Source organism: Flintibacter porci (assembly GCF_041925195.1).
Taxonomy (GTDB): Bacteria; Bacillota; Clostridia; order Oscillospirales; family Oscillospiraceae; genus Lawsonibacter; species Lawsonibacter porci.
Window position 1 is genome coordinate 147,146 of the sequence record NZ_JBHEVB010000007.1, and the last position, 18,239, is coordinate 165,384.

At 60.5% G+C, this 18,239-nt stretch carries 19 protein-coding genes; 12 read left to right on the plus strand and 7 right to left on the minus strand.

The features are described from left to right. Positions 1 to 91 precede the first annotated feature (91 nt). The 11 genes from ACEVJL_RS09675 to ACEVJL_RS09725 all read left to right on the plus strand — a co-directional run bounded on the left by ACEVJL_RS09675 (position 92) and on the right by ACEVJL_RS09725 (position 11,847). Positions 92 to 1,042, plus strand: a complete 951-nt coding sequence (locus tag ACEVJL_RS09675; protein WP_374737678.1) for a DUF4349 domain-containing protein — start codon at positions 92 to 94, stop codon at positions 1,040 to 1,042. Positions 1,043 to 1,185: 143 nt separating this feature from the next. Then, complete coding sequence (locus tag ACEVJL_RS09680; RefSeq protein WP_374737679.1) at positions 1,186 to 1,569, plus strand: BlaI/MecI/CopY family transcriptional regulator; 384 nt, start codon at positions 1,186 to 1,188, stop codon at positions 1,567 to 1,569. Next, positions 1,562 to 2,971, plus strand: coding sequence for a M56 family metallopeptidase (locus tag ACEVJL_RS09685; protein WP_374737680.1), 1,410 nt, complete (start codon positions 1,562 to 1,564; stop codon positions 2,969 to 2,971). The genes ACEVJL_RS09680 and ACEVJL_RS09685 overlap by 8 nt, the downstream gene beginning before the upstream one ends. A 135-nt stretch (positions 2,972 to 3,106) precedes the next feature. Beyond that, complete coding sequence (locus tag ACEVJL_RS09690) at positions 3,107 to 4,168, plus strand: ABC transporter substrate-binding protein (RefSeq protein ID WP_374737681.1); 1,062 nt, start codon at positions 3,107 to 3,109, stop codon at positions 4,166 to 4,168. 133 nt (positions 4,169 to 4,301) lie between these two features. Further along, positions 4,302 to 5,315, plus strand: a complete 1,014-nt coding sequence (locus ACEVJL_RS09695; protein ID WP_374737682.1) for a FecCD family ABC transporter permease — start codon at positions 4,302 to 4,304, stop codon at positions 5,313 to 5,315. Continuing rightward, positions 5,299 to 6,105 (plus strand): ABC transporter ATP-binding protein, encoded by an 807-nt coding sequence (locus ACEVJL_RS09700; protein WP_374737683.1) that lies wholly within the window; start codon positions 5,299 to 5,301, stop codon positions 6,103 to 6,105. The genes ACEVJL_RS09695 and ACEVJL_RS09700 overlap by 17 nt, the downstream gene beginning before the upstream one ends. 72 nt (positions 6,106 to 6,177) lie before the next feature. Next, positions 6,178 to 7,575, plus strand: coding sequence for a uracil-xanthine permease family protein (locus ACEVJL_RS09705; RefSeq protein WP_302667690.1), 1,398 nt, complete (start codon positions 6,178 to 6,180; stop codon positions 7,573 to 7,575). A gap of 149 nt (positions 7,576 to 7,724) precedes the next feature. Continuing rightward, complete coding sequence (locus ACEVJL_RS09710) at positions 7,725 to 8,519, plus strand: FAD binding domain-containing protein (RefSeq protein ID WP_325207762.1); 795 nt, start codon at positions 7,725 to 7,727, stop codon at positions 8,517 to 8,519. Position 8,520: 1 nt separating this feature from the next. After that, positions 8,521 to 8,982, plus strand: coding sequence for a (2Fe-2S)-binding protein (locus ACEVJL_RS09715; RefSeq protein ID WP_235396608.1), 462 nt, complete (start codon positions 8,521 to 8,523; stop codon positions 8,980 to 8,982). Between the two features lies 1 nt (position 8,983). After that, the gene (locus ACEVJL_RS09720; RefSeq protein WP_374737684.1) at positions 8,984 to 11,275 is read left to right on the plus strand and encodes a xanthine dehydrogenase family protein molybdopterin-binding subunit; all 2,292 of its coding nucleotides are present in this window, start codon (positions 8,984 to 8,986) and stop codon (positions 11,273 to 11,275) included. Beyond that, entirely contained in the window at positions 11,272 to 11,847 is a 576-nt protein-coding gene (locus ACEVJL_RS09725; RefSeq protein ID WP_374737685.1) for a nucleotidyltransferase family protein, read from the plus strand. Before ACEVJL_RS09720 ends, ACEVJL_RS09725 begins: the two co-directional genes overlap by 4 nt. A gap of 42 nt (positions 11,848 to 11,889) precedes the next feature. Here ACEVJL_RS09725 and ACEVJL_RS09730 read toward each other — a convergent pair whose 3' ends face one another. Genes ACEVJL_RS09730 through ACEVJL_RS09750 form a run of 5 tightly spaced genes read right to left on the minus strand, consistent with a single transcriptional unit; the run spans position 11,890 to position 16,337 of the window. Continuing rightward, entirely contained in the window at positions 11,890 to 13,395 is a 1,506-nt protein-coding gene (locus ACEVJL_RS09730) for an AMP-binding protein (RefSeq protein ID WP_374737686.1), read from the minus strand. 17 nt (positions 13,396 to 13,412) lie between these two features. Beyond that, positions 13,413 to 13,640: an acyl carrier protein gene (locus ACEVJL_RS09735; protein ID WP_374737687.1), complete on the minus strand. Its 228-nt coding sequence runs from the start codon at positions 13,638 to 13,640 to the stop codon at positions 13,413 to 13,415. A 15-nt stretch (positions 13,641 to 13,655) separates the two neighbouring features. Further along, the gene (locus ACEVJL_RS09740) at positions 13,656 to 15,062 is read right to left on the minus strand and encodes a condensation domain-containing protein (protein WP_374737688.1); all 1,407 of its coding nucleotides are present in this window, start codon (positions 15,060 to 15,062) and stop codon (positions 13,656 to 13,658) included. Continuing rightward, entirely contained in the window at positions 15,059 to 15,997 is a 939-nt protein-coding gene (locus ACEVJL_RS09745) for an alpha/beta hydrolase (protein ID WP_374737689.1), read from the minus strand. Before ACEVJL_RS09745 ends, ACEVJL_RS09740 begins: the two co-directional genes overlap by 4 nt. Before the next feature lie 4 nt (positions 15,998 to 16,001). Further along, positions 16,002 to 16,337: an SCP2 sterol-binding domain-containing protein gene (locus tag ACEVJL_RS09750; protein WP_325207758.1), complete on the minus strand. Its 336-nt coding sequence runs from the start codon at positions 16,335 to 16,337 to the stop codon at positions 16,002 to 16,004. 160 nt (positions 16,338 to 16,497) lie between these two features. On the opposite strand from ACEVJL_RS09750, the gene ACEVJL_RS09755 reads away from it, so the two are divergent. Then, on the plus strand, positions 16,498 to 17,115 hold the full coding sequence (locus tag ACEVJL_RS09755; protein ID WP_020989614.1) for a TetR/AcrR family transcriptional regulator: 618 nt from the start codon (positions 16,498 to 16,500) through the stop codon (positions 17,113 to 17,115). 56 nt (positions 17,116 to 17,171) lie between these two features. Here the strand turns inward: ACEVJL_RS09755 and ACEVJL_RS09760 are convergent, their stop codons facing one another. Together ACEVJL_RS09760 and ACEVJL_RS09765 are read right to left on the minus strand one after the other, a co-directional pair. Next, positions 17,172 to 17,972, minus strand: coding sequence for a DUF3169 family protein (locus ACEVJL_RS09760; RefSeq protein WP_374737690.1), 801 nt, complete (start codon positions 17,970 to 17,972; stop codon positions 17,172 to 17,174). Beyond that, positions 17,969 to 18,184 (minus strand): helix-turn-helix transcriptional regulator, encoded by a 216-nt coding sequence (locus tag ACEVJL_RS09765; protein ID WP_008980663.1) that lies wholly within the window; start codon positions 18,182 to 18,184, stop codon positions 17,969 to 17,971. The genes ACEVJL_RS09760 and ACEVJL_RS09765 overlap by 4 nt, the downstream gene beginning before the upstream one ends. Positions 18,185 to 18,239: the final 55 nt, after the last annotated feature.

The following is an 18,239-nucleotide window of genomic DNA, read 5'->3' on the forward strand; positions in this document are numbered from 1 at the left end:
CCTGAAAATTTTTCTTCCAGATCCCGAACCTCCCGCCGGAAAATCCGTCTAGAAGGGTAGAGAGACCCAACAAGTATGGGAGGGATTTTACATGAAACGAATGCTTGCTTTGCTTATGACCCTGATGCTCCTTACCGGATTGTGTGCCTGCGGAGCCGGAAGCAGCGGAGCCAGCGGAGACACTGCCGCCTCGTCCAGCGGCGGGGCCACCAATGAGATGACCGGGACAGACTCCGGTTGGAGCAACGGGAGTACCCAGGACGCACCGCAGGAGTCGGAGGGCCAGAGCAGCGCCTCAGTCTACCAGGACGCCAAGCTCATCCGCCGGGCCTATCTTCAGGTCCAGACCGAGACCTTTGATCAGGCAGTCCAGGCGCTGGAGAAGATGGTGGCCGAGTGCGGCGGCTACTTCCAGAGTGCCAGTGTGGAGGGCGGAAGTCTGCGCAACCAGAACGCCACACGGTGGGGCAACTACACCATCCGTCTGCCCCAGGAGCAGTTTGATACCTTCCTGGGCCGCACCGGGGAGCTGGGCTACGTGACCAGCCAGAGCGAGAACAGCGAAAACGTAAGCCAGCAGTACTACGACACGGAGGCTCGCCTGAAGGCCCAGCGCACCAAGCAGGAGCGGCTGCTCTCCCTGCTGGAGAAGGCGGACAGTATGGAGACCATCGTGGCCCTGGAGGATGCCCTGAGCGAGGTAGAGTACGAGATTGAGAGCCTCACCACCTCTCTCAATGAATACGACAGTCTCATTAGCTACTCCACCATTGAGCTCACTCTGGATGAGGTCAAGACCATCACCACCACCCCCGGGGAGCGGGACAGTCTGGGCGCGCGTATGGCGGCCGGTGTTCAGTCCAGCTTCCGGGGCCTCATCAATGGCAGCAAGGAGCTGCTGGTGATGCTGTCCTACAACCTGGTGCTGGTCCTGGTGCTCGTGGTGATCGCCGTGGCCGTCGTGGTGATTCTCCGGAAAAAGGGGTTGATCTCCTGGAAACGAAAGGGACCGGGCGACGGTCCTGGAACTCCAACGGTATAAACCACGTTATTTTGGCCCGCCGGAACCATCCGGCGGGCCATTTTCTCTCCCAAAAAGGAAAATAGGGGTTGACAAAGCGAGGGTACAGTTGTAACCTGTAAATAGGTTACAGCTGTACCCTGTTTGTTAGGAGGTCATATTGGATGAAAGAATTGGCGGCAAAGATCTCGTCTTCCGAGCTGGAGGTGCTGGAGGTATTGTGGCGCTCGGAGGAACCCATGCCCATCGCGGCCATCCGCGCCGCTCTGGATGAGACCCACAGCTGGGACGCCTCCACAGTAAAGACGTTGCTGCGCCGGCTGCGGGAGAAGGGGGCGGTGGACTGCGAAAAGCGGGACGTGTTCTACTATTGGCCGCTGCTGTGCCGTAAGGATTACCAGCGCTGGTCCACCCAGTCCTTTTTGCAGCGGGTCTATCAGGGCAGCGCCCGGGACCTGGTGGCGGGACTGGTGGAGTGCTGTCCCCTCAGTTCCGAGGATCTGAGCGAGCTGCGGGGCATTTTGTACCCCGACGAAGGCCATGGATAAGCTGTTGGTGCTGGGCAGCGTGTCCCTGTCCGGGACGCTGCTGGCGGGCGTGACCGCCCTCATCTGCCGGGGATTAAAAGGAAAGATCTCTGCCCGGGCGGTCTATGTCCTGTGGATCTTGGTGCTGCTGCGCTTTTTGTGTCCCTGGACCACCTCCCACAGCCTGCTCAGCCAGGCGGTGGAGGCACCTCAGGAGTCGTGGACCCTGGCCGTCCCAGAGCAAACGGGAAGCCCCGCGGCGGAGCCTGTATCGCCCCGCACATCTCCTGTGACCACAGAAGCCCTTTTGTGGGCGGTGTGGCTGACTGGAGCCGGAGTGATACTGGCGGTGCGGGGAGTAAGCTATGCCCGGTTTTCCCGGAGCATCCTGCGCCGTGCCCGTCCCGCCCCAAAGGAGACCCAGGCAGCTTACGCCGCCCTTATCGGCCCATACCGACGCCCGCCCAAGCTGGTTTGCAGCCCGGTGGCGGCCACCCCCATGCTGATGGGTCTGGTGCGGCCCGTTGTGGTGCTGCCCTGCCTGTCCTTGGAGGGTGAGGCCCTGGAGGCCCTGCTCTCCCACGAGCTGACTCACTGGAGGCGGCATGACCTTTGGGTCAAGCGGATGGCTGTGGCGGTCTCGGTGCTCCACTGGTTCAACCCGGCGGCCTGGTGGCTGCTGGAGCGGCTGGACCGGTCCTGTGAGCTCGCCTGCGACGAGACCGTGTGCCGGGGCTGGGATCAGGCGCGGCGTGCCCGATACGGCCAGCTGCTGCTGGAGCTGTGCGCCGTTCCCGCACCCCACTTTGCCGCCTGCCTTTCGAAGAAGCAGTGTTTGAAAGAAAGGTTGATACACATTATGGATCACAAGCGCAAACCCTTTGCCGGGGTGCTGGCAGCTGGGGCCTGTGTGGCTGTGCTGTTCACCTCGGTGGCCCTGGGAGCCTATGCCGCACCCACGGAGGAGAAATCGGCGGGCAGCTCCGTTCAGCTGGAGCAGCAGGAGGTCACTCTCCAGTGGCCCATGGAAACTCAGGGCAGCGTCACCCTGTCCGTGCCCTTCGGCAGCCGGGTCCATCCTATCACCGGGCAGACCACAAGCCACAACGGAATTGACATCGTGCTGGACGCAGGCACGCCGGTACTGGCATCGGCGGCCGGAACCGTGGCCGAGACCGATTATAACGCCGACGACGGCCGGTACATTGTACTGGACCACGGCGGACTGACCACCAAGTACTGCCACCTGTCCGAAATCCAGGTGACGGCAGGGGAGACCGTGAACGCCGGTGAGGCGATCGGCGCAGTGGGCAAGACAGGAAAGAGCACTGGGCCTCACCTCCATTTTGAGGTGGCTCAGAACGACAGCCTGGTGGACCCCCTGTCCCTGCTGCCCCAGACCACCATGGAGTCCCAGCGATAAGTGATATCAGGACCCGGAGAACCCCTTGGTTCTCCGGGTTTTTGTGTCTGTCCGTGGGAAATTCTTTGACAAGGAGAGCCCGGCAGGGTACAATATGCCAGGATAACCCAGAGTTTGTATAAGGAGGAGACAAACTTGAAACGATCTTTTGCCAAGCGTTTGACCGCCCTGGCTCTGGCCGCCCTGCTGGCGGTGTCGGCCACCGGATGCAGCGGCGGAAACGGAGCCGATTCCGGCACCGGAAGTCAGAACAGCTCCCAGAGCCAGCAGAGCTCGGCCATCGTGCTTACCGACCAGGCCGGACGGGAAGTTACCCTGGAGGGTCCCGCTCAGACCCTGGTAAGCTGCTACTATATCACATCCTACGCCACCATCGCCCTGGGAGTGGATGACCGGGTGGTGGGCCTGGAGAACAAGCCGGAGAGCCGTCCCATCTACCAGATGGCCGCGCCCGAGCTGCTGGAGCAGGCCTCGGTGGGCAGCCTGAAGGAGTTCAACGTGGAGGCCTGTGCCGCCCTGGATCCCGACCTGGTCATCATGCCCTTGAAGCTCCAGGACTACGTGAGCGCGTTGGAGGAGCTGGGCATCCCTGTGCTGGTGGTGAACCCGGAGAGCCACGACCTGCTGGTGGAGATGCTCACCCTGATTGGCCAGGCCTGCGGCGTAGAGGACCGGGCCAAGGAGCTTACCGACTACTATGAGGAGCAGATCACCCGCATGGAGGAGCTGACCGAGAGCTGTGAGGAGCCGGTGGTCTACATGGGCGCCAACTCCACCTACCTGAACACCGCACCCAAGGACATGTACCAGAGCACCCTCATCGACATCGCCGGAGGCGTGAACGCCGCCGGGGAGATGGAGGGGGACTACTGGACCCAGGTCTCCTATGAGACCCTGCTGGCCATGGCTCCCGACGTGTTCATCATCCCCACCGCAGCCGAGTACACCGTGGAGGATGTAATGAACGATCCCCAGCTGTCTCAGCTGCCCGCTGTGGTGAATGGCGCGGTGTATGCCATGCCCAAGGGCATTGAGGAGTGGGATTCTCCCATTCCCTCCGGAATCCTGGGCACCATGTGGCTGACCAGCGTACTTCACCCTGACGTCTATTCTTTTGAGACCTTTGTCTCCGACGCCCAGAACTTTTATAAAACCTTCTACGGCTTCGACATCGACGCCAGCCTCATCACCAAGTAAGAATCCAAGCAGGGGGGAGGAAAACTCCTCCCCCCACTTTTTTCTGTCCCTTTGGTATGCCCATCTTTCAGGAGGCGGGCGTACCAAAGAAACAGAATTTCTTTGAATCTGATTGAAAAGGAGGAACACCGCCATGAAACCACATACCCGGGAATTTACCGCCATACTGGCCGCGGCTCTTGTGCTGGCCGCCCTGGCGGTGGTCTCCCTCTTTATAGGCAGCTATCCCCTTTCGGTGGGAGAGATTTTTGATATTCTGACCGGAAAACTGGGGGACACCATGCCCGTTCGGGTATTCTGGCAGCTGCGCCTGCCCCGGATGTGCATGGGGCTTATCTCCGGCCTGTCTCTTGGTGTGGCTGGCGGTGTGTACCAGATCATCTTTCACAATCCGTTGGCTTCCCCCGACCTCACGGGTGTAGCGTCTGGGTCCTCGCTGGGAGCCGCCTGTGTCATCGTGATGGGGGCAGGGGGCAGCGGCGAGATCATGGCCGGAGCCTTCACTATGGGCCTGCTTGCCCTGGGGCTGGTACTGTTTCTGGTGCGGGCCGCCCGGCTGGAGCGCACCGGCAGCTACATTCTGGCCGGTGTGGTGGTCTCCGCCCTGGCAGAGGCGGGGCTGATGGCGCTGAAGATTATGGCCGACCCAGAGCGGGAACTGGCCGCCCTGGAGGTATGGACCATGGGAAGTCTGGCCTCTATCACGGCGGGTAAAGTAGTTTTGCCTGCCATTACAGTGCTGGTCTGTCTGGGCCTTCTGCTTCTCTTCCGCCGGGAAGTACTGATGCTGTCCCTGGGGGAGGAGAGCGCCCGGAGCATGGGCCTGGATCCCACTTTATGGCGTGCCCTGCTGCTGGGGATCACCACCCTGATGGTGGCGGCGGTGGTGTCGGTGACGGGAGTCATTTCCTTTGTGGGCCTCATTGCCCCCCACATCGCCTTTTTGCTCCTGGGCCGCCGTGGCGGACCCTACCTGCCCCTGTGTGGGCTGGTCGGAGGGGTGGTTTTGCTGTGCGCTGACCTGTTGGCCCGGTCTCTGTCGTTGGGAGCGGAGCTGCCGCTGAGTATTTTTACGGTGCTGTTTGCCGCCCCGGTTCTGGTGGCGCTGCTGTGCCGGAGGGGGGATGGATATGGCGGCGATGCTTGAGGTACAAAATTTGTGTGCCGGTTACAGCTCACCGGTTGTCAAGGATATTTCCTTTTCAGTCCAAGAAGGGGAATTGGTGGGCCTGCTGGGCCGTAACGGCAGCGGGAAAACCACGCTTCTGCGCGCTCTGACCGGCTCGGCCAAGGTAACGGGAGGGCGGGTCCTGCTGGATGGGGAGGACTGGGAACAGCTCAGTCACCGTCAACGGGCCTGCCGTATGGCTTTGATGCCCCAGCGCCCGCAGCTGCTGCCCGGCCTGCGGGCGCGGGAGGTGCTGGAGATGGGCCGCTATCCCTGGACAGGGCCTCTGCGCCCGGCAGGGGAGGACGGACGGCGGCGGGTGGCTCAGGCCGCCCGGCAGTTTGGCCTGGAGGAGCTGTTGGATACCGACTGCGCCGCCCTCAGCGAGGGCCAGCGGCAGATGGTCCATCTGGGCCGTGCGGTGGTACAGGACGCCCCCGTTCTCCTGCTGGACGAGCCCAACAGTGCCCTGGACTTTTATAACACCCAGCTCCTGTTCCAAACGGTGGGGGAGCTCATCCGCACCCAGCACAAGGCGGGGCTTGTGGTGCTCCATGACCCGGCTCTGGCCCTTACCTGGTGCCGCCGCCTGTTGCTGCTGAGCCGGGGAGAGTTGGTTGGGGAGATCTGCCCCAGAGAGGCCGCGGAAGGGGAGATCCAGGCCATTTTACGCCGTATCTACCCGGATATTTGCGTCAAACGGGACAAAGACAGCGGCGCTTATTGGTGCGGTCTTGCGGAAAATGGAGAAAAACAGGAAAATTTATGAATACACTGTGAACGTCCGAGAAATCTGATATAATATAGGTCTCACACTAGAAAAATATCAGGGAGGAAGATCATGGAGCGTTCCGGACAATTTGTGACGCCCTTCGATTTTGTTGGGCGTCTTCCCCTGCGTCAGGCCATTCCCCTGGGGCTTCAGCATGTGCTGGCCATGTTTGTGGGTAACCTGACCCCCATCCTTATCATCACCAATCTGTGCGCCGCCACCAGCGGGGCAGAGGACTTTGCCGCCATTCAGGTGGTGCTGCTGCAAAATGCCATGCTGGTGGCCGGTCTGGTCACCCTGGTGCAGCTGTTTGCCATCGGCCCGGTAGGCGGCAAGGTACCCATCATCATGGGCACCAGCTCCGGCTTTATCGGCGTGTTCCAGAGCGTGGTCAACGTGATGGGCGGCGGCATCGTGGCCTATGGGACCATTATGGGCGCTTCCATTTTAGGCGGCCTGTTTGAGACGGTGCTGGGCGCGTTCTTAAAGCCTCTGCGCCGCTTTTTCCCCGCCGTGGTCACCGGTACCGTAGTGCTGTCCATCGGCCTTTCCCTCATCAGCGTGGGCGTGGGCTCTTTCGGCGGCGGCACCAGCGCCAAGGACTACGGCTCTGTGGAGAACTTGCTCATCGCTCTGGCGGTGATGATCATCGTCCTGGCTCTCAAGCACGGGGCCAAGGGGCTGGCCAGCTCCTCCTGTATTCTCATCGGCATCGTCTGCGGCTACATCATCTGTGCCATTCTGCCCCTGTTCCTGTCCACCACCGGCGTCACCGCCGACGGGGTGGAGTACACCAAGGCGTGGGTTCTCAACTGGGACAAGGTAGCTCAGGCCAGCTGGGTTTCCATTCCTGCTCTGATGCCTGTCAAGCCGGTATTTGATCTGCGGGCCATTCTGCCTGTGATGATCATGTTCATCGTCACCGCCGTGGAGACGGTGGGCGACATCTCCGGTGTGATGGAGGGCGGCATGGGTCGGGAGGCCACCGATCAGGAGTTGGCTGGCGGCGTCATGTGCGACGGCCTGGGTTCCTCCTTCGCCGCCCTGTTTGGTGTGCTGCCTAACACCTCCTTTAGCCAGAACGTGGGTCTGGTGACCATGACCAAGATCGTCAACCGTACCGCTCTGGCCTGCGGCGCCGTGTTCCTGGTGCTGTGCGGCCTGCTGCCCAAGCTGGCGGCCATCGTGTCCATCATGCCTCAGAGCGTGCTGGGCGGCGCGGCGGTCATCATGTTCTCCTCCATCGTGATGAGCGGTATCCAGCTCATTACCAAGGAGCCCCTCACCGCCCGGAACATGTCCATCGTCTCGGTGGCTCTGGGTCTGGGCTACGGCCTGGGCGCCAACAGCGCGGTACTCTCCGGCCTGCCCCAGTGGATCCAGCTGGTCTTTGGCGGCTCTGGCATCGTGCCCGCCGCTTTCGTGGCCATCATCATGAACATCCTGCTGCCCAAGGAAAAGGCGTAAATTTCAACTTGATACGGTCAATTTTTCCGGGCGGATCCGATTTTTGTCGGGTCCGCCCGGATTTTGGTTTGTCAGAGGGGAAATAATATGGTATAATAATATGCTTTATAAAACGAATACACAGCATGCCGCAACGGGGAGGAAATACTGTGCTGAAAATCAAAAATTATGTACGGGTCCAGAGCCTGGAAGAGGCCTACGACCTGTGCCAAAAGAAAAACAACGTGGTGCTGGGCGGAATGCTTTGGCTGAAGATGCAGCGGCGTTCCATCGGCACCGCCATCGACCTGGGCGATTTGGGTCTGGACCAGATCGAGGAGGACGGAGACTTTTACCGTCTGGGGGCCATGGTGTCTCTGCGCACGATGGAGCGCCACCACGGTCTCAATGAGCTGACCCAGGGAGCCATGGAGGAGAGCCTGCGCCACATTGTGGGCGTGCAGTTCCGCAATCTGGCTACCGTGGGCGGAAGCCTGTGGGGCCGCTTCGGCTTCTCTGACGTGCTCACCCTGCTGCTGGCTCTGGATGCCCAGGTGGAGCTGCACCACGCCGGACGGATGTCTCTGGAGGAGTTCACCCAGCTGCCCCGGCAGCAGCATGACATTCTGACCCACGTGCTCATCCCCAAGGGGGCGCGTCAGGTGGTCTACCAGTCCCAGCGGAACATCTCCACTGATTTCCCGACCCTCACTTGTGCCCTGTCCAAGAAGGACGGGGAATATACCTGCGTCGTTGGTGCCCGGCCTCAGATGGCCCAGGTGTACCGGGACGAGAAGGGCCTGCTCTCCGGCGGCGTGACCGAGGAGACCGCCCGGGCCTTTGGCGAGGACGTGGCCCAGCGGGCCAAGTTTGGCAGCAGCCTGCGGGCGGGGGAGGACTACCGCCGGGAGATTTGCGCCGTGCTGGTGCGCCGTGGCCTGCTGGCCATGGAGAAGGAGGGCTAACATGGAACTGAAACTGACCTTGAACGGCCGGGCCGTGGCCGCGTCCGTGGAAGCGGACACCCTGCTCATCGATTTTCTCCGCGCCCAGGGCTGCCTGAGCGTGAAGCGGGGATGCGAGACCGCCAACTGCGGTCTTTGTACCGTTTTGATGGACGGCACTCCCGTGCTGTCCTGCTCTGTGCTGGCTCTGCGGGCGGCGGGCCATCACGTCCAGACTCTGGAGGGCCTTCAGGAGGAGGCCGCCGACTTTACCGCCTTTATCGCCGACCAGGGTGCGGAGCAGTGCGGCTTCTGTAACCCCGGCTTTGTGATGAACACCGTGGCCCTGCTGCGGGAGAACCCCGACCCCACTGATGACGAGATCCGCGCCTATCTGGCGGGCAATCTGTGCCGCTGCTCGGGGTACGAGGGACAGCTGCGGGGCATTCGTGCCTATCTGGACCATAAGAAGGGGAGGGGCTGAGATGGAAAACTTAAAGACCGTAGGCCAGCCGGTACGGAAAAAGGACGCCATGTCCCTGCTGCTGGGTAAGCCCGCCTATGTGGACGATGTGACCCCTCAGAACTGCCTGGTGGTGAAGGTGCTGCGCAGCCCCCACGCCCACGCCCTCATTGAGGAGATCAACACCGACGTGGCCCAGAAGGTGCCCGGCGTGGTTGCCGTATATACCTACAAGGATGTGCCCCAGAAGCGCTTTACCATGGCGGGTCAGACCTACCCCGAGCCCTCTCCCTATGACCGTCTGATTCTGGATCAGCGCGTCCGCTTTGTGGGCGATGCTGTGGCCATCGTGGCCGCCGAGGATGAGGCGGCCGCAGACAAGGCGCTGAAGCTCATCAAGGTGAAGTACCAGGTGCTAGAGGCGGTACTGGACCCCCACGAGGCCCTGGACGGCCCTGTTCTGGTGCACCCCGAGGAAAACTGGCGCTCTCTGTGCCCGGTTGGCGCGGACAACAAGCGCAACCTGTGCGCCAGCGAGGTGTGCTCGGACGGAGACGTGGATGACGTTCTGTCCCAGTGTGACTATGTCATTGACCATGTCTACCACACCCCCGCCTGCAACCAGGCTATGATGGAGACCTTCCGCACCTATACCGAGATGGACACCTATGGGCGGCTCCATGTTATTTCCTCCACCCAGATCGTCTTCCACGTCCGGCGCATTCTGGCCAACGCCCTGGACATTCCCAAGTCCAAGATCCACGTGGAGAAGCCCCGCATCGGCGGCGGTTTCGGCGCCAAGCAGACGGTGGTAGCGGAAATTTACCCCGCCTTTGTCACCTGGAAGACCGGCCGGGCGGCCAAGATGATCTACACCCGGGAGGAGAGCCTTATCGCCAGCTCCCCCCGCCACGATATGGAGGTCCACGTCCGCCTGGGCGCGGGCAAGGACGGCACCATCCGTGCCATCGATGTGTACACCCTGTCCAACACGGGAGCCTACGGCGAGCACGGCCCCACCACTGTGGGCCTGTCTGGCCACAAGTCCATCCCCCTGTACACCAACAACCTGGAGGCCTTCCGCTTTGCCTACGACGTGGTGTACACCAACCGTCAGTCCGCCGGAGCCTACCGCGGCTACGGTGCAACCCAGGGCATCTTCGCCGTGGAGTCGGCGGTAAATGAGCTGGCCGACATTCTTGGCATGGACCCGGTGGCCATCCGGGAGAAGAACATGGTCCGGGAGGGCCAGGTCATGCCCGCCTACTACAACGAAAAGACCAACGCCTGCGCCCTGGACCGGTGCATGAGCCGGTGCGCCCAGCTCTTTGGCTGGGAGGAGAAGTTCCCTGTGCGGGATATGGGCAATGGCAAGGTGCGCGCCGCCGGTGTGGCCATGGCCATGCAGGGCTCCGGTATCTCCGGGGTGGACGTGGGTTCGGCCACCATCAAGCTCAGCGACGAGGGATTCTATAACCTGTCCATCGGCGCGGCGGACATGGGCACCGGGTGTGACACCATCCTGGCCCAGATGGCCGCCGAGTGCCTGGACTGCCCCGTGGACAACATCGCGGTCTTCGGCGCTGACTCTGACGCCTCCCCCTACGACTCGGGCTCCTACGCCTCCTCCACCACCTACGTCACCGGCAAAGCGGTAGAGCGGGCCTGCGAGCAGCTGAAAGAAAATCTCTGCGCCATTGCCGCCCAGATGATGGACTGCAAACCAGAGGACGTGGAGTTTACCGGCAAGGGCGTGCGCCGTCTGGACGGCAAGGGAGAGGTTTCCCTCATGGACATTGCCACCAAGTCCATGTGCGGCAACGCCATTCCTGTCCAGGTGACCTACACCCACACCTCTCCTGTCTCGCCGCCTCCCTTCATGGTAGGCATGGCCGAGATCGAAGTGGACAAGGAGACCGGCGGGGTAGAGGTTCTTGACTACGTGGCCGTGGTGGACTGCGGTACCCCCATCAACCCCAACCTTGCCCGGGTACAGACCGAGGGCGGCATCGTCCAGGGCATCGGTATGGCTCTCTTTGAGGGCATCACCTACGACGAGAAGGGCAACTTGCTGGAGAACTCCTTTATGCAGTACAAGATCCCCACCCGGCTGGACATGGGCCACCTGCGGGTGGAGTTTGAGTCCAGCTACGAGCCCACCGGTCCCTTCGGCGCCAAGTCCATCGGCGAGATCGTCATCAACACCCCGTCTCCCGCCATCGCCCACGCCATCTACCGGGCCACCGGCGTATGGCACCGGGAGCTGCCCATCACCCCGGAGAAGGTGCTCATGGCCATGAAGGCCAAGGGATGAACCACCTCATTCTGCTGGCGGCGGGCTCTTCCCGCCGCTTCGGGGGCAACAAGCTGCTGGCTCCCTTGAACGGAAAGCCCCTGTTTGCCTGGGGATTGGCCGCTTTGAATGAAGTGTGCCGGACGCGGGAGGACTGCACCCTCACCGTGGTCTCCCGCTACCCGGAAATTCGGGAGGCTGCACAGGCTGTCGGCGCTCAGGCGGTGGACAGTCCGGACAGCGAACAGGGCCAGGCCTACTCCATCCGCTCGGGCCTCCAGGCCCTGGGCAGGGTAGAGGAGAGGGACTTCATTCTCTTTCTCCCCGCCGACCAGCCCTGGATCACATCCCAAACCATTTCCCGCCTGCTGGATGCGGCGGGTCCGGATACCTGGACCGCCACCGCCGCCTTTGGGGAGCGTGTGGGCACGCCCACCCTATTTTCCGCCCGGCTGCTCCCGGACCTGATGGCGCTGGAGGGAGACCGGGGCGGGCGAAAGCTGATGAACCGCCCGGGCCAGCCCTGCCTGGTTATCCAGGCTGGGTCAGAACGGGAGCTGGACGATGTCGACTACCCGGAACAGTTAAAATAAGCAGAAAAAATCTCCGGTTCGTTGGAACCGGAGATTTTTTTCTTAAAAGCGCTTGATCTTCTTGGAGGGAGTTTTCTCGAACTCGGTCTCCCGGACGATCAGGCTGTAAATCTTCTTGTGGGGAGGCGCCTGGAGATTGTACTGGTCGATGATCTCTTGGAGGGCGGCGCGTACGTCCTTGATGTGCTTCTTCTTGGCGTACTCGTAGTCAGGGAAGATCTCGGCCTCGATGACGCTCTTGTTCTCCCGCACCAGCACCTCCTGGATGAGACGCTCCACGCCCAGCTTGTTTTCCAGTTCCTCGGGGGAGACGTTCTCGCCGTTTTTGGTGATGATGAGATTCTTCTTGCGGCCGGTGAGGTAGACAAAGCCCTCCTCGTCCACGTAGCCCAGGTCGCCGGTCTTCAGCCAGCCGTCCTCCAGGGTGGCGGCGGTCTCCTCGGGCATCTTGTAGTAGCCCTGCATCACGCTGCTGCCCCGGACCCACAGCTCGCCGTCTACCGTCTTGGCCTCGCAGTTATCGATGAGCTGACCCACGGCGTTCTTGTTGATGTTCCAGGGCCGGGTAGTGCTGATGACGGGGGAGCACTCGGTCATGCCGTAGCCCTGGAGGATGGTGATGCCGTACTTCTCAAACAGGTCGATGTAGGAGGGGTCCAGGTAAGCGCCGCCGCTGGAGATCTTGGTCAGCTGCTTGCCGAACACCGCGTTCTTCACCAGCTTGGGGGGCAACAGGGTGTTGTCCTCCAGCTTCTTGGCGATGGTCTCGATCATCAGGGGGACCATCAGGATCATCTCAGGCTTGAAGAACTGGATGTTCTTCATCACCCGCAGCAGGGAGTCATTGATGCAGATAATGGAGCCCAGAGAGATGGCCTTGAGCACGTCCAGGCACAGACAGTAGGCGTGGTGGATGGGCAGCACGGAGAGCAGCACCATCCGCTCAGGCAGGTCCATGTTGATGCTGCCGGCATTCTCGGCCAGGTTGCGGTGGGTGAGCATGACGCCCTTGCTCTTGCCGGTGGTGCCGGAGGTGAACATGATGGTACACAGCTGGTCAGGCTGGGGCTCAAAGTCAAAGGCAACCTGGTGCTCCGTCAGCAGCTGGGGGAGAGAGAGGGCGGCGTCGCTGTGCTCTTCCTGCTGCATGAGCACCACGTGCTTCAACTTGGGGCAGTGCTCCTTGGCTCCCTCGGCCACATCCTTGCGGGCGGCGTCAGCCACCAGGGTGGTCACATCGGCCCGGTCCAGCAGCTCCCACACGTCGGCAGCGGGGAGGGAGGCGTCCAGGGGGACGGCCACGCTGCCGCTGTTGACGATGCCCAGATAGGTCACCATCCAGCGGTAGGAGGTGGGGCCGATGACGGCGATGTGGCTGCCCTGCTCGCCCAGAGCGGCCAGGGCGCTGGAAAAGCTCTCGCTGTCCTGGCGGAGCTGGTTGTAGGTCTTGTCCTCAATCTGGTTCTTGCCCACCTTATAGCGCACGGCCACCTCGGGGCCAAAGCGCTGCTGGGCCTCCACCAGGATCTCGCGGATGGTACTGGTCATAGTTCTTACTCCTGTTCTCAGTCAGCCAGGCTCTGGATGTAGTCCACGGCCTCGCCCACGGTGCGGATCTTGACCACTTCGGTCTCGTCCACCTCGATGTCGAAGGTGTCCTCGATCTCGCCCAGCATACTCATAAAGTCAAAGGAGGTAAAGCCAAGGTCCTCCATAAAGCGGGAGTCGGAGGTGATCTTCTTGGGCTCCACTTCCACGTAGTTGCAGATGATCTCAACCAATTTCTCAAACATAATCCGATTCCTCTTTTACACTAATTTGATGATCTCACCGATGGTGAGGTCGGGATTCTCAACGCCCTTGAACATGATCTTGCACAGGTAGTAGTAGAAGTACTCCAGCTCCTCCCGGGAGAAGGCCTTCACCTGGTGCTCAAAGTTGAAGTCCAGGCCGTTGTCCTCGGGGCGGTGCATGACGGTCAGGTACACAGCCTGGGGGGTCATGCCGTTGGGGTACCACTTGGTGGTGTAGCGGATGTCGCCCAACTGATCCAGGCCCTTCTCCTTCAGGGTGAGGGGCTGGTAGGTCAGGGAGATGGGCTCATAGGTCAAACCGGCGTGGGGCTGGGGATAGGTCTTGGCACGGTAGGCAAAGTAGGCGGTGGGATCGTAGTTGGCGTGGCGGAAATACTCGTTCTGCTTGTCCCGGATGGCGTAGATGGCATCAATGAACTTCATGTCCTGGCTAAAGCAGGTGCGGAAGGGGAAGGAGTGGATGCGGGTGCCGCCCGACTTCTTCTCCTTCAGGGTGGCGCGGCGGGCAATGGCGTTGTTGATGGACACATCGTCGTGGCCATTCACCTTCTGGAAGTAAGTGCGCATGCCCATGAGCAGCAGGCACACCAGGGAGACATGGTACTCCTCGCAGAAGTTCATCAGCCGCTGGGTGGGCTCGCCCTCCAGGTGGAAGATATCCAGAGCGGAGGTGGTGTCGCCGGAGGCGTTGAAGGCGGTGCGAAGGTTGGGGTTCTGGAACATCTGACGGGCGGCCTCCAGCTTGTCGGTGTCCTTCATGCCGTTGTAGATGGGCTCGGAGGACTCGATCTCCTTCTGGAAGAACTCCATGTCCCGCAGCTGGGCCTTGCTGCCCGCCTCGTAAGCCAGATCCTTCTGGATCTGCTCAATGTAGGAGGCCATCTCCTTGGGAGCGGGAACGCCCTCATACTTCTGGCTGCAGTAGAGCTCGATGATGTCCTTCAGGAAGCCGATGAGGGACTGGGCGTCCACGATCATGTGGTGTCCCAGGAAGTACACGCCGTTAAAGCCGTCAGGCAGGCTGATCATCACCACCCGGGTGAGGGGGGCATCCTCCATGGGGAAGGGGACGGTGGTCCACTGCTGCATCACCTTGTCGGCCTCTTCCAGGGTGCCCTGGGAGAAGTCCACAAACTCGATGTCCCGCTCTTCCTTGTCCACCACGTACTGGTAGTAGGTGCCGTCCTTGTCCTTGGCAAAGCGGACCCGCATGCCCTCGCAGCGGTCATAGGCCTGGTAGATGGACTGCTTGAGCAGGTCCCAGTCGATCTCGGACTGGATGGTCAGACGGATGCCGATGTTCATGACCGCCGCGCTGGGGCAGTAGGGGAGATAGAACAGGTGAAATTTCTGCGCTACGGTCAGGGGATAAACCGGATAACCTTTATGTTTGCGCATCATTTGATAATTCCTCCAATAAATTTGTCCAGGGCCTCTTCGTACTCCTGGGTATTCTTATAGTAGCTCTCCACATGGCCTGCGCCCTCCACAATAAGCTTGGTCTTGGGCGCGGCGCAGTTTTCATACAGCTCGTCGCACATATAGGGGGGGACAAAGGTGTCCTTGCTGCCGTGGATGAACAGCATGGGGACCTTGGCCTTTCGTACCTCCCGGGCGGCGTTGCAGTCGTCCAGGCCGTAGCCTGCCAAGCGCTTGTTGACCTTATCGGCCAGGGGGATCATGGGGGTAGCAGGCAGGTGGTACATGCTGTGCAGCACGTGGGTGAACACGTACTTGGGGGAGGTGAAGGCGGAGTCGGAGATAATGCCCTTCACCTGGGGAGGCAGGTCCAGGCCGCTGACCATGCACACAGTGGCGCCGCCCATGGAGCCGCCGTGAAGGATGATCTGGGCATCCTGCCCAACCTTGTCGACGGTCCAGCGGATCCACTCCAGAGCGTCCAGCCGGTCCATGCAGCCAAAACCGATGTACTTGCCCTCGCTCTCTCCGTGGGAGCGCTGGTCGATGATCAAAGCGCCAAAGCCCCGGCTCATAAAGCACCGGGCCAGGCTGGGGTACTCGCCCATACCATAGCTGGTGTAGCCGTGGAAGCAGATGACCACTTTGTTGCCCGGACCGGGAAAGTAGGTGCCGTGGAGCTTCAGACCGTCATGGGAGAGGATACCAACCTCCTCATGGGGCTGCTGGAGCAGCCAGTCCCGGTTCTCGTGCATCCGGGGGTAGTACTGGCTCCAGTCGATGCCGGACATCTTGGCGCTGCGCTCCGGCTTGGCGTTGGTGCGGATCATGGTGCGGCGGTAGAAGTAGGCGGTGCCCAGACCCTCTGCCGCAGCCGCCAGACCTGCCAAAACGGCGGCTTTTTTCAGCAATCCCATAAAATCAGCCCTTTCTCTCCCGGGCCAGCAGGTCGCCCAGCTTCAGAGCCTTGTCGATATTGCCCTCCACCTTCAGCTTGCCGGTGGTAAAGGCCAGCACAGGGTCGGTCTTGCCCTTGGCCAGCTTAAACAGGGTGTCCGCAGTGCAGATGAACATCACGTCCCGGTCAAAGTACTCGTAGGGCTCGATGTACAGCTTGCCCTCCTTGACCTCGGCGTAGAAGATGCCCTCGGCCTCCCCGATGATGTTGAATTGGTAGGCCAGATGCTCCTGGATATCACTGACATCTGCTCCCGCCAGCATACCTTTTACTTCGGAAAACATGTCTGCGTATGTCATTGGGATCCTCCTTTTTTCGACCGCCGGTCAATACATTTTCCTTCCAATTAACAAGTAAAATGAAAGATTTGGTAATTATTTCATTTGTGCTGGGAAAAACTGTGCTATACTGTAAAAAATGAAGGTGCTGGTAAAATTTAAGCGAGAAGGATGGAACACCATGGCCAAGGACCAGAAAAAATATGATTTGATTTTAGACGCGCTCCAGCAGCTGCTGCGGGAGCGCAGCGTACAGACCATCTCCGTCAGCGATATTGCTCAGGCTGCGGGGATCGGGAAGGGGAGCATATATTATTATTTTCCCTCCAAGGACGCCATTGTGGAGGCTCTGGTCCAGCGCAATTACGAAGCGCCCCTGAAAACGGCCCAGAGCCTGTCCGCCCGGCAGGATATCCCGCCCTTTACTCGCATGGCTATGATCTTCCAGGCCTGCCGCTCCTCGTCCACGGAGTACTCCAAGTCGGAGGCCAGTACCGGGGATGGGGCCGGCGCCCAGGAGAAGGCCTTTCTCCATCAGACCTACATGAACCACCTGATCACTGAGCTCAAGCCGGTGCTGGCCGAGATCATCCGTCAGGGAATCCAGGCCGGAGAGATCCACTTTGACCACCCCGACGAGCTGGCCGAGATGGTGCTCATCATTCTCACAGTAAAGATGGACAATACCATTGTTCCATCTACGAAAGAGGAGATCGAGGGGACCATTACTGCCCTGGTGTCCCTGCTGGAGAAGGGGACAGAGAATCCGCCGGGGTCGCTGGACTTCCTTATTAAATAATGAAAGAGAAACGAGGAGCCTGAGCGCATTGCTCAGGCTCCTCGTTTCTCTTTCTTTCAGGCCTTACGTTTCTTTTTTCCATGGTCCAGGATATATGCCATGCACTGATAGCTCATCAGCTGCACCATCCACAGCCCGCCCACCAGCAAAATCCAGCCCGACGGGGCCAGGCCGTTGTCGGCCAAGATAAACAGCACCAGCATCACGATGGGGAAAAGGGTGCTCATCACCCGGAAGGAGAAGTAGCTGCACTGGCCGATCTGCTGCTGCTCGGCCTCGTCGCAGCTCCGGAACCAGTCCTTCTGGAACTTGCTGTCAAATACGTTGCCCTTCTTCTCCGGGTGGATGACCTTGGTGGCCTTCACCGTCAGGGCCTGGAGGGCCACCACCCAGACCAGCTGAACGACCAGATTGACAATAAACAGTACGTTCTCCATCAGGCCGCCGATGCGCAGGATATGGTCTCCCAGCCACATGGCCTGGCTGTTGGCCCAATCAGTCTGTCCGTTAATGCCCAGGGCGATAAACAGCCACACTACGGCCGCTCCGGAGAGGATCAGGGACAGGCACAGCCGACGGTCGGACTCCTGAAAGGCGTCGTCATCTGCCTCCGCCTGGGGCAGCAGGGCTTTACCTCGGAGATAATAGATGGTGCTCACCAACAGCAGCACATACCCGGGGATAAACCACAGCTGGCCCAGAGACGCCAGGGCCATGTTCAGACTGTCTGCGGAATCAAGTAAATTTTTTCCTGCCATGGCGGCACAGAAGCCCGCCACGCCGCCCAAAGCGGCACACACCAGAATCGTAATTGCAAACCGGGCATAGATTACTTTATTGCTACGTTCCTTTTTCATTGTTCCTCATCCTCCTCGGTGAGATAAAATACCTCGTCTACTGTCGTTCCAAATACCTTTGCGATGCGTAGGGCCAAAGTGATGGAGGGGTTGTAGTCCCCCCGCTCAATGAGGCTGATGGTCTGGCGGGACGCGCCCACCAGCGATCCCAGCCCCTGCTGGTTAAGCCCCTTCGCCGCCCGCAGCTCTTTCAGTCGGTTTCCAAGCGGCATATTGCAGTCTCCTTTCGTGACAAGAATCTATGTCGTTTTGACAACCATCTTTGTC